We start from the raw sequence: 12089 nt of genomic DNA, 5'->3' as shown, positions 1-12089 counted from the left end.
GGAGTGATTTAATGGAAGATATCTATGTATATAGAGAAAACACTCAAGATATGAAAAGACAAATTGAAGAATTGGGTGTTTCACTTTGACATTGGAAACATTAAAAAAAGAGTACAAGAATTAGATGACAGTGCTACAGATGAAAATTTCTGGCAAGATATAGAAAGTGCTCAAAAAGTTCTTCAAGAATCTAAAAACTTAAAGGACAAAATTGAAGAGTATGAAAATTTGAAAAGTGAGATAGAAGATTTAGAGGTGCTCATAGATTTAGCTTTTGAGGAAGAAGATTTTTCCTTGGGAAAAGAAATAAAAACTGCTTATGAAAAAGTCAAAACTGAGATGGAAAATTTAAAATTGGCTACTCTCTTAAGTGGGGAATATGACAAAAATAGTGCTATTCTTTCAATTCATTCTGGAGCAGGAGGACTTGAAGCTCAGGATTGGGCTGAGATGCTTTTGAGAATGTATACTCGTTGGGCAGATAAGAAAGGATTTACTGTGAAGACCTTGGATATTCTTCCTGACACAGAGGGAGGCATCAAATCTGTAACTCTTCTTATACAAGGATTTAATGCCTATGGATATTTGAAATCTGAAAAGGGCGTTCACAGGCTTGTGAGGATTTCACCTTTTGATTCCTCTGGTAGAAGACATACTTCTTTTGCCAGTGTAGATGTATATCCAGAGCTTGATGACAATATAAATATAGATATAAAAGAATCAGATTTAAAAATAGATACCTATAGATCTAGTGGGGCAGGAGGTCAGTATGTAAATACTACAGATTCTGCTGTGAGAATCACTCATATACCCACTGGAATAGTTGTACAATGTCAAAATGAAAGATCTCAGCATAGCAATAGGCTTACTGCTATGAAAATGCTTAGTGCTAAGCTCATTCAACTAAAGGAAGAAGAACATAAGGAAAAAATTGAAGATTTACAGGGAAAATATACACAAATTGCTTGGGGTTCTCAAATAAGATCTTATGTTTTTCATCCCTATAATTTAGTCAAGGATCATAGAACGAATGCGGAAGTAGGGGATATAAACGGTGTAATGGATGGAGATTTGGATGTATTTATAAATGAATATTTAAAGAAAAAAGCTCTTTTAAAATAAAGAGCTTTTTTCATGAAAAATTTTCATGAAAATAAAGGAATTATATAAAACTTGTAGAACTATATAAGATATGTGTATTTAGACTATCTAAATATTAGGGGTGGTATTGATGAGAAAAAAGGATAAAAAAGAGAAGAATTTTAAAAAAATCAAGTTCAAAAAACCTAAATTAGAAAAAGGAAATAAAAGTGTAAGGAATATTTCGGACAAAAAAATTCAAAATCAATTGATTGCAATTTTTTTATTAATATCTATCATACCAATACTATTGACAGGATATCTAAATTACAAATTTAGCAGTACAGATATAAAAAACAATATAAAAACTTCTAATTTACATCTTACCTATGCTCTTTCCGCTCAAGTTGATGAATTTATGACAAATACAATGAAGATAATAGAAAATATGACCAAGACTCAAGACTTTTACAATATGGATAAGGTGAAAGGAGAAATAATTCTTTCTTCAACTACAAAGGATGTAAGTCATATTTTATCTATTCATTTGTTTGAGAATAATGGGGAACCCTATATATCTACAATAGGGGTGGGGAAATTAAAAAATTCTAAAGATGAAGAATGGTTTAAAAGAGCTGAAAAAGGAGAGAATTATGTATCTGATTCTTATATGGAAGGGAAACTTCCAGTGGTTGTTATATCTATGCCTTGGAAGGATTCAACAGGTACTCAAAGAGGAGTTGTGGCAGCCAATATAAATCTTTTAGGACTCACTGAAATGGTAGGAGAGCATAAAGTTGGAGATACAGGCGTAGTTTATATAATAGACGAGCAAGGAGTAATTATTGCTCATCCAGATTTCAAAGGGAAAGTGGCAAAGCAGTACAATGTAGTAGAAAAAGATATAAAGGGGCCAGTTCTCTCATTAAAAGAAGAAAAAGGAGGCTCAGTTTATTATAAAAACGACAACAAAGAAAAGGTATTGGGAAGTTTTGCTAGAGTACCTTCTACAGGGTGGGGACTTATATTAGAGCAAAATGAAAGTGAAATAGAAAGCATTGCAAAAGCAGGACTTAGAAGGACACTTATGATGACTTTAATCATTGCATTTATAATAATAGCTATATCTATGCGTGTAGCTAGAATATTTTCATCTCCAATAGAAAAAATGGTAGTGGCAGTTGATGAGATAGGAAGCGGAGATTTAACTAAGAAGGTAGAAGTTACTTCCAAAAATGAAATTGGTGAGCTTGAAAAAGCATTTAACAAAATGGTGGATTCATTGTATACTTTAGTTCTAAGTGCCCAGGCTGCAGCACAAAGTGTAGAGGAATCTTCAGTTGAACTCAGTCAAAATGCTGGTATGACTATATCTGCTTCCAGTGAAATAAGTAGTGTTGTAGAACAAGTTGCTGAGGATACTGAAAAGCAAATGATGGAAGTGGAAAAAACTACTGATATATTGAAAAACCTAAACCAATTGACTAGGCAAATAGAGGAAAAATTTGCTTACATACTAGATTCTTCGAGTACTGCATTTAAAACAGCTCAAGATGGCTCAAAAGATATTAAAGAAACTATTTACACTATGGATTCTATTTCAGCAAAGGTAAATAAATCTGCAGAGGAAATGAATAGTTTGATTAGTTATACCAATGAAATAAATAATATTGTCTCTTTTATAAATGATATATCAAAGCAGACCAATTTGTTGGCATTAAATGCAGCTATAGAAGCAGCCAGAGCAGGAGAGGCTGGCAAAGGTTTTGCTGTTGTTGCAGAAGAAATAAGAAAATTAGCTGAAGAAACAGCTGAGGCTTCTAAAAATATTGTAGATATTATTGAAAAAATTCAAATAAAATCTGATTTAACAGTGAAATCTATGGAGGAAGGGGTAGAAGAAGTAAAAAGAGGAAATGAAACAATAGAAAACACTACTGAGACTTTCCAAGATATAATGGTTCATACAGAGAAAGTTTCTACTACAGTAGAAAATTTCAAGAAAGTGTTGGAGGAATTATCTAAGGGCATGGAGGATATAAACAATGCTGTAATTTTGGTAAGTAAAATTTCACAAGAGACTTCTTCAGGTACTGAAACAGTGTTGGCCAGTACAGAAGAGCAAGAGGCCTATTTGGAATCAATTGAAGAGTCTACAAAGAATTTAAAAACTATGAGTAATCAATTAGCAGAAATAATCAAAGAATTTAAAATTAATTAGATACAAGAATAGGATGTGAATGCAAATTGGATATTGTAAATATTTTAGTTAGAGAGCTGAAACTTAAACGATTTCAAGTAGAAAATACCATTAAGCTTATTGATGAAGGGAATACTATTCCCTTTATTGCAAGATATAGGAAAGAAAAAACTGGGGAATTAGACGATGTAGTACTAAGAGAGTTCAATGAAAGGCTAATGTATTTAAGAAATTTGGAAAATAGACAAGAGGAAGTGCTACGTCTCATTGATGAGCAGGGAAAGCTTACAGAAGAATTAAAAAAGGACATATTGTCATCAGAAACTCTTCAAAGAGTAGAGGATTTATATAGACCTTATAAACAAAAGAGAAAGACAAGGGCAACAAAAGCAAAGTTAAGAGGATTGGAACCTCTTGCAAATATTATACTGAGTGAAGAAATATTTAAAGGAAGTTTAGAAGATTTAGCAATAGATTTTGTAGATAGTGAAAAAGATGTGAATAGTGTAGATGAAGCATTTGCTGGAGCTATGGATATAATAGCAGAGATAGTTTCTGACAATGCAGAATATAGAAAGAGGGCACGAAATATATTTGCTGAAAAGGGAATTTTAGTGTCAGAATGCATAGATAAAGATGAGGAATCAGTGTATGAAATGTATTATTCCTACAAAGAGAAAGTAAAAAGTATTCCTAATCATAGAATATTGGCTATAAATAGAGGTGAAAGAGAAAAAATTTTAAGAGTAAAAATAGATGTACCCGATGATGAAATTCTTAATTATATGAAAGAAGATATGATAAAAAATAACAAGACTATAACTACCATATATTTGGAGAAGGCCATTGAAGATGGGTACAAAAGACTCATATATCCTTCTATAGAAAGGGAAATAAGATCTAGTCTTACTGAAAGAGCTGAAGAAGAAGGAATAAAAGTTTTTTCAGGAAATTTAAAACCTCTTTTGCTGCAAAGTCCTATAAAAGGTAAAATAGTTATGGGTATAGATCCAGGATTTAGAACAGGTTGTAAAGTAGCTATTGTAGATGAAACGGGAAAACTTTTGGATTATACGGTAGTGTATCCTACTGAACCTCAAAATCAAATTGAAAAGACTAAAGAGAAATTAAAAGAATTAATAAATAAATTTAATATAGACATAATCTCCATAGGAAATGGAACGGCTTCTAGGGAGACGGAAATGGTAGTAGCTGAAACCTTGCAAGAAATAAAAAACGAGGTTTCTTATGCTATAACTAGTGAAGCTGGAGCAAGTGTGTATTCAGCTTCAATTGTTGCCAATGAAGAATTTCCAAATATAGATGTGTCTATAAGGGGAGCCGTGTCTATAGCTAGAAGACTACAAGATCCTTTGGCTGAACTTGTAAAAATTGAACCAAAGCATATAGGAGTAGGTCAATATCAACATGATTTAAATCAGACTAGACTTGATTTAGCTCTTAAGGGAGTAGTAGAAGATTGTGTAAATACTGTAGGAGTAGATTTAAATACTGCAAGTGTTTCTCTTTTAAAATATGTATCGGGAGTATCTAATAGTGTAGCTCAAAATATAGTTAAATATAGAGAAGAAAATGGCAAATTTAAAAATAGAATGGAGTTAAAAAAGGTTAAGGGGTTGGGAGAAAAAACTTTTGTCCAATGTGCTGGGTTTTTAAGAATTCCTGAAGGGAACAATTTACTAGACAATACAGGAGTTCATCCAGAATCTTATGATATAGCTGAAAAAATTTTGGAAGAGGATGCATTATTTGATACGAATTTAAATAAACTATCAAAAGAATTAGATGTAGGATTACCTACATTAAAAGATATAATAAAAGAATTGAGAAAGCCAGGCAGAGATCCTAGAGATGAAATGCCTAAGCCTGTATTTAGGAAAGATGTATTGAAGATGGAGGATTTGAAACCAGGCATGGTTCTTACAGGAACTGTAAGAAATGTCGTTGATTTTGGAGTTTTTGTGGATATTGGAGTGAAACAAGACGGATTAGTTCACATTTCTAAATTGAGCAATAAATTTATAAAACATCCTATGGAAGTAGTAAAAGTGGGAGATATAGTTAATGTGCGAGTATTGGATGTAGATATAAATAAGGGGAAAATTTCTTTGAGTATGAAGGACATTTAATCTCTTCGGAGGTGATATTGTGGATGATGAAAGAGAAATAGAGTATGTTGGAGGGCTTTTTTGTGGTGCCATTAGTTCTAATTTTGCTAAGCCTCATATTGCTCAATTTGCAAAACTTTTGAATAGTGTATTAGATGACAATGGTATTGTTATATATGTTTACAACAAAAAAGAAGAAAAACCTGATATTAATTTGTTAGAATTGTATTTTCAAATTGATATAGAAAAGTTATTGCAAAAGGGACAATTGGTATTTGTATGTTCAGAGGATATATTTTTAAATGAAAGAGGCAAATTAAGTTTAGACAAGGCTTTGGACTTTTATGAATTTGAAATTGATAAATATAGGAAGAAAGGGTTTGAAAAAGTTTTAGTTTATGCTACAAAGGATAAATTTTATACAAATAGCATGGATATAGAAGAAATATTGATATTTCAAAAGGAAATGAAAAAACTTTGCCAAAGAAAAAATATTATGATTATTGTAAAATACATTGTTGATGATTTCCTTGAAAAAGATTTGGCAAGTTTGTTGAGTATTCACGATGCATTTATATTTGATGGTGCAGAAAAGGGTTATGTATATGATTATTGGGGACTCATGAAATTTTCTCTTATAAATTTGTCTATGAAGGAAAAAATTGATTATGAGCATAAAGAAGAATTAAAACGAATGGAAAATTTAAAAATATTGGGAGAACTATCTGAAAGTTTAGCTCATGATTTTAACAATCTTTTGAGTACTATTGTTGGCTATTCTCAAATGGCTATTTTAAAAGAATCTGATCCTCAAATAAAAGATTATTTAGATATTATATATAAAACTGCTTTTGATGGAAAAGCCATGATGGGAAAAATTAAAGGCTATATTAAAGGTAGTTATAATCAAAAAATGGGCTTACATAAAATTAACGATATATTGATAGATAGCATCAATATGGCCAAATATAAAATAAAAAATAATAATTTCAAATCTAATACTACAATACATGTAGTAGAAGAATTGAATTCGGGAAAGTGTATTTATTGCAATGAGTTTGAAATGAGGCAAGTAATATTAAATATAATTTTAAATGCAATAGATGCCATGGAAGATGGGGGAACACTTACAGTCAGGAGCTATGACAAAGATGAAAAGATTTTCATAGAAATAGAAGATACTGGAACAGGAATGAGTGAAGAAATAATTGGGAAAGTTTTTGCACCTTTTTTTACTACAAAAGGTGCAAAAGGGACAGGTTTAGGATTAAATACTACAAAGAAGATACTAGAAAATCATTCTGCAGATATATTAGTGGATAGCAAAGTAGGAGTAGGAAGTAAATTCACTATTATTTTTTCGACTAATGTGAAACAATGCAGTATTGTGAAGGAATCAGAATTAGAACCAGAAATGGCTCAAATCAGCGCTAAAAATATACTGGTAGTAGATGACAGATATTCTGTAGCCAGTACCGTTTCTCAGCTTATTGCACTATTAAATATAGATGCAGATTTAGAGACCAAAGGAGAAAAGGTTTTAAAAAGACTTGAAGAAAAGGAATATGATTTAATAATATGTGATTATTTTATGCCAAATATGAATGGTATTGAAGTTTCAAAATTGGTAAAAGAAAAATATCCTTATAAGCCTTTTGTACTTATGACAGGATATTTAGAAAATAATTTGTATAATGTTGATACTATAGATTACATTCTTAAAAAGCCTTATACAATTGAAGAGTTGTCTCAGGCTATAGAAAAGGCTTTTAGGACTGTTGATAGAAGTAAAAATAAAAGATATAATATTAGTTGATTATATCCAAGGGGGAATATATATGTTACTTATAAAAAATGGTTATATTTATACTATGAAAGGACAAGTAATTGAAGGAGGAAGTATATTAATAAATGAAGGAAAAATTGTGGAAATAGGTAAAGATATTGTAGCACCATTAGATGCAGAAGTAATAGATGCAGAAGGTAAAATGGTTACTCCAGGATTTATAGATGCTCATTGCCATATAGGTATGTGGGAAGATGGAATGGGTTTTGAAGGTGATGACGGGAATGAATGGGTAGATCCTGTGACTCCTCAGTTGAGAGCTATTGATGGTTTAAATCCTATGGATCGTGCCTTTGAAGAGGCCTATATGGGAGGAGTGACCACAGCAGTTACAGGGCCTGGAAGTGCCAATGTAGTAGGAGGACAGTTTGTAGCAGTTAAGACTTATGGAAAAAGAGTAGATGATATGATTGTCAAAGAACCAGTAGCTATGAAAATTGCTTTTGGTGAAAATCCTAAGAGGGTTTATGAGAGCCAGAAAAAATCTCCTATAACTAGAATGGCTACAGCAGCTATTTTGAGAGAAACATTATTTAAAGCACAAGAATATTTAAAGAAAAAGGAAAGTGCAGTAGAAGATCCATCCAAGATGCCAGAATATGATATTAAAATGGAGGCTATGACAAAGGTACTTAAAAAAGAAATTCCACTTAAGGCTCATGCCCATAGAGCAGATGATATATTGACTGCTATAAGAATTGCCAAAGAATTTGATGTAGATATAACTCTTGATCACTGTACAGAAGGTCATCTTATTGCAGATATTTTGAAGGAGGAAGACAAACCCGCTCTTGTTGGGCCATCCTTGACTGATAGATCCAAAATAGAACTTAGAAATCAAACTTTTGATACTCCAAGAATACTTCATGAAGCAGGAGTCAAAATTGCTATAATTACAGATGCACCAGTTATTCCACTACAATATTTACCTCTTTGTGCTGGACTTGCAGCTAAATCTGGATTAGATGAAATGGAAGCATTAAAAGCTATAACTATAAATCCTGCTGAAATCATAGGAATTGCTGATAGAGTTGGAAGTATAGAGGTGGGAAAGGATGCAGATATAGTTATATTTGATGGGAATCCACTAAAAGATATAGATTGTAAGACTTATGCAACTATTATAAATGGAGAAGTAGTTTATAGAAGTTAAAAGTTGACATATATTTTATTTATATTGTATAATGAAGGTATAAATAAATAATCTTCAGGGCGAGGTGCAATTCCTCACCGGCGGTTATAGCCCGCGAGCCATATATCGTTTATGTGGTTGATTTGGTGAAAATCCAAAGCCGACAGTTAAAGTCTGGATGGAAGAAGATATTGTATACTTAAAAAGTATATTTTGCCCCGAAGGTTTTCCTTCGGGGTTTTGTAATCCTTCTTAAGTCCCTGGAGAAATATTATACTTGGAGGGATTTTTTATGGAATTGAAAAAAGAAAAAGGTAAGATGTCAACAAAGATGTTGACCAAAATTGGGATTCTTTCAGCTGTTTCATTTGTACTTATGCTCATTGAATTTCCACTATGGTTTGCACCAGGGTTTTTGAAAATGGACCTAAGCGAAGTACCGGCTCTTATGGGAGCTTTTGCATTAGGACCAATGGCCGGAGTTTTAATAGAACTTATAAAAAATATACTACACATTGTCATAAGGGGAACTTCCACTATGGTAGTAGGGGAACTTGCAAACTTTGTTGTAGGAAGTGTATTTGTATGTGTGGCAGGATGGATGTATCATAAAGAAAAGAATTTGAAAAATGCAGTTGTTGGAATGATTTTAGGTACTATAGCTATGACAGTAGTTATGTCTTTTGCAAATTATTTCATAATGATACCTTTCTATGCAAAATTGTTTGGAATGCCATTAGATAAAATTGTTGCTATGGGCAGTGCAGTTAACAAATATGTAGTGGATTTAAAGTCTCTTATAGTATATGCAGTAGCACCTTTCAATTTGATTAAGGGTGCAATAGTTACGTTGATTACATTGCTTTTATATAAAAAAGTATCACCAGTACTTCATAGATAAAAACTAGAGTTAAGGAGCATATCAATTTGCCCCTTGACTCTAGTTTTTTTATGGCTTAAACTTTATGGGAATGCTATAATTATATATAGTTTATGGATGGAAAGGTTGAGTTTAGATGGAATTGATACTTAAAAATACAAAAGATACAGAACAATTTGGGTACAAATTGGGTAAAATATTAAAAGGTGGAGAAATTATTTGTCTAATAGGGGATTTAGGAGCAGGGAAAACTACTATGACTAAATCCATAGCCAAAGGATTAGATGTAGAGGAATATGTGACAAGTCCTACTTTTACTCTAATAAATGAGTACAGGGGAAGAGTTCCACTATACCATTTTGATGTATATAGACTAGAAGAAGTAGAAAGTATATATGATTTAGGATTTGAAGAATATTTTTATTCTAATGGAGTGTCTATTATAGAATGGGCAAATAAAATAAAAAACGTTCTTCCAGAAGATGTACTCACCATAGAAATAAATAGAGGCTCCAATGATGAAGAGAGAATACTTAATATATATGGTAGTGGAGAAAGAAACAAAAGCATAATAGAGGAGTTGAAGAGAGATTGAAAGTATTAGCTATAGATACATCTAGTATGGTAGCTACTTGTGCAGTACTAGATGAAGAAAAAGTACTAGGTGAATACAATTTAAATCAAGACATGACCCATTCAGAAAGACTTATTCCTATGATAAAGGTTATAATGGATAGCCTAAATTTAAAAATTGAGGAAATTGATTTATTTGCTGGTGCAGTAGGGCCAGGTTCTTTTACGGGACTTAGAATTGGTTTGGCTACAATAAAGAGTTTAGCCCATGTTGTAGATAAACCAGTTTTGGGAATATCAACTTTGGAGGCCTTGGCATTTAATATTCCTTTTGGAGGAATAGTTGTCCCTATAATGGATGCAAGAAGAAATAGAGTTTTTACAGGAATATACCAATGGGAAAATGGCATACTTATAAATAGGTTTGAACCAACTATAATGGAAATAGATGAACTTATAGAAAAAGTTCAAAGTTTTGAAGAAAAAGTTGTCTTTAATGGCGATGGAACAGCTATATATAAAGACAGTATAAGTGAAAAATTGGGGTCTAAGGCCATATTTGCTCCTATACATTTAAATGGAGCTAGAGCTTCAAGTTTAGGAGAGTTGGCAATGCTTAAATGGAATAGAGGTCAGAGAGAAAATTATTTTGATTTAGTTCCAGAATATCTAAGAGAGTCTCAAGCTCAAAGAGAATATAAGAAAAGGTAGTGATGTCTATGGACATTTTAGTAAGGCCTATGCTTGAAAAAGATATAGATGAAGTCTTAGATATAGAAAAGACTTCTTTTGCTACTCCTTGGCCTAAAGAGGCCTTTACATTGGAAATAACTAAAAATATGCTTGCAAAGTATGTAGTAGCAGAAATTCAAGGAAAAGTTGTAGGCTATGGTGGAATATGGCTCATAATAGATGAAGGACATGTGACTAATATTGCAGTTCATGAGAAATATAGAGGACTGGGAGTTGGAAATAAAATAATGGAAGGTTTAATAGATATATGTAGAGACAGAAATATTGTTGCTATGACTCTGGAAGTGAGAAAGACCAATGAAGTAGCAAAATCCCTTTATGACAAATATGGGTTTAAAGAATATGGTATTCGACCTGGATATTATTCTGACAACAATGAAGATGCAATTATCATGTGGAAAAGAGTAGAATAGAAACTTGATTGAGGTGAAAAATAGTGAAAAAAGATATTATGACATTAGCAATAGAGACTTCCTGTGATGAAACTTCCTGTGCAGTGCTGAAAAACGGCAGGGAAGTTTTTTCAAATGTTATTTCATCACAAATTGAGATCCATAGAAAATTTGGTGGAGTAGTGCCAGAAGTTGCTTCAAGAAAACATATAGAAAGCATGAATTCTATCATACAACAGGCTCTTGATGAAGCCAATATTACATTTAAAGATATTGATATAGTAGGTGTGACTAGAGGACCAGGACTTGTAGGTGCACTTCTTGTAGGTATATCTAGCGCTAAAGCTATAGCTTATGCACTAGATGTGCCTCTTGTAGGGGTAAACCACATAGAGGGTCATATATGTGCCAATTACATCACTCACAAGGACTTAGAGCCGCCTTTTACTTGTCTAGTAGTATCAGGAGGACATACTTATTTAGTACAAGCCAATTCTTATACTGACTATGAACTTGTAGGAAGGACAAGAGATGATGCAGCTGGAGAAGCTTTTGACAAAGTAGCAAGATCCCTAGGGCTTCCCTATCCAGGAGGACCTCTTATAGATAAATTGTCATTAGAGGGAAATAGTCAGGCAATAAATTTTCCAAGACCTTGTTTAGAAGAAGATAGTTATGATTTTAGTTTTAGTGGATTAAAAACTGCTGTACTAAACTATCTAAATCATGCAAAGCAAATGGGAGAAGAAATAGCAATAGAAGATGTAGCGGCAAGTTTTCAAGCTGCAGCAACAGAAGTTCTTGTAGAAAAAACCATAAGACTTGCTATTGAAAGAAAATCTAAAACTATAGTAGTGGCAGGTGGTGTAGCAGCAAATAAAGGACTTAGAAATATGTTTCTAGAAAGAGGAAATAAAGAAGGAATAGATATAAAATATCCATCAACAATTTTATGCACAGACAATGCTGCCATGATAGGTTCTGCTGCATATTTTAACTATATGGGTGGATATATCTCTAATTTTGACTTAAATGTAGAGCCAAATTTAGAGTTAGGGTTTAAATAATCAACAAATTTTGCACACATTATCCACACAGTTCATG

Annotated in this window: 10 protein-coding genes and 1 riboswitch; all 10 genes read left to right on the top strand. The window is 32.4% G+C overall.

The window, feature by feature from the left end; translation table 11 throughout:
* The first annotated feature begins 11 nt into the window (after positions 1 to 11).
* The 10 genes from prfB to tsaD all read left to right on the top strand — a co-directional run bounded on the left by prfB (position 12) and on the right by tsaD (position 12052).
* A protein-coding gene (gene prfB / locus BUA21_RS00750) for a peptide chain release factor 2 (protein WP_233242561.1) occupies positions 12 to 1122 on the top strand; the annotation gives its coding sequence in 2 pieces (ribosomal slippage) (positions 12 to 86 and positions 88 to 1122; 1110 coding nt in all).
* Positions 1123 to 1231: 109 nt separating this feature from the next.
* The gene (locus BUA21_RS00745; protein WP_072742619.1) at positions 1232 to 3301 is read left to right on the top strand and encodes a methyl-accepting chemotaxis protein; all 2070 of its coding nucleotides are present in this window, start codon (positions 1232 to 1234) and stop codon (positions 3299 to 3301) included.
* A 26-nt stretch (positions 3302 to 3327) separates the two neighbouring features.
* A complete protein-coding gene (locus BUA21_RS00740) occupies positions 3328 to 5430 on the top strand; it encodes a Tex family protein (protein WP_072742618.1) in 2103 nt (700 codons plus the stop codon).
* Between the two features lie 19 nt (positions 5431 to 5449).
* Positions 5450 to 7225, top strand: coding sequence for an ATP-binding response regulator (locus BUA21_RS00735; protein WP_072742617.1), 1776 nt, complete (start codon positions 5450 to 5452; stop codon positions 7223 to 7225).
* Positions 7226 to 7247: 22 nt separating this feature from the next.
* The gene (locus tag BUA21_RS00730; protein ID WP_072742922.1) at positions 7248 to 8408 is read left to right on the top strand and encodes an amidohydrolase; all 1161 of its coding nucleotides are present in this window, start codon (positions 7248 to 7250) and stop codon (positions 8406 to 8408) included.
* 46 nt (positions 8409 to 8454) lie between these two features.
* A riboswitch (FMN riboswitch) is annotated at positions 8455 to 8581 on the top strand.
* Between the two features lie 98 nt (positions 8582 to 8679).
* The gene (locus BUA21_RS00725; protein WP_072742616.1) at positions 8680 to 9288 is read left to right on the top strand and encodes an ECF transporter S component; all 609 of its coding nucleotides are present in this window, start codon (positions 8680 to 8682) and stop codon (positions 9286 to 9288) included.
* Between the two features lie 115 nt (positions 9289 to 9403).
* Complete coding sequence (tsaE, locus tag BUA21_RS00720; RefSeq protein ID WP_072742615.1) at positions 9404 to 9862, top strand: tRNA (adenosine(37)-N6)-threonylcarbamoyltransferase complex ATPase subunit type 1 TsaE; 459 nt, start codon at positions 9404 to 9406, stop codon at positions 9860 to 9862.
* Complete coding sequence (tsaB, locus tag BUA21_RS00715) at positions 9859 to 10551, top strand: tRNA (adenosine(37)-N6)-threonylcarbamoyltransferase complex dimerization subunit type 1 TsaB (protein ID WP_072742614.1); 693 nt, start codon at positions 9859 to 9861, stop codon at positions 10549 to 10551. Before tsaE ends, tsaB begins: the two co-directional genes overlap by 4 nt.
* A gap of 8 nt (positions 10552 to 10559) precedes the next feature.
* Positions 10560 to 11006: a ribosomal protein S18-alanine N-acetyltransferase gene (rimI, locus tag BUA21_RS14845; protein ID WP_072742613.1), complete on the top strand. Its 447-nt coding sequence runs from the start codon at positions 10560 to 10562 to the stop codon at positions 11004 to 11006.
* A gap of 38 nt (positions 11007 to 11044) precedes the next feature.
* Positions 11045 to 12052: a tRNA (adenosine(37)-N6)-threonylcarbamoyltransferase complex transferase subunit TsaD gene (gene tsaD, locus BUA21_RS00705; RefSeq protein WP_072742920.1), complete on the top strand. Its 1008-nt coding sequence runs from the start codon at positions 11045 to 11047 to the stop codon at positions 12050 to 12052.
* Positions 12053 to 12089: the final 37 nt, after the last annotated feature.

This window comes from Sporanaerobacter acetigenes DSM 13106 (genome assembly GCF_900130025.1).
GTDB classification, from domain to species: domain Bacteria; phylum Bacillota; class Clostridia; order Tissierellales; family Sporanaerobacteraceae; genus Sporanaerobacter; species Sporanaerobacter acetigenes.
The sequence above is the reverse complement of the archived record's forward strand: the minus strand, read 5'-3'. Positions and strand labels throughout refer to the sequence as shown.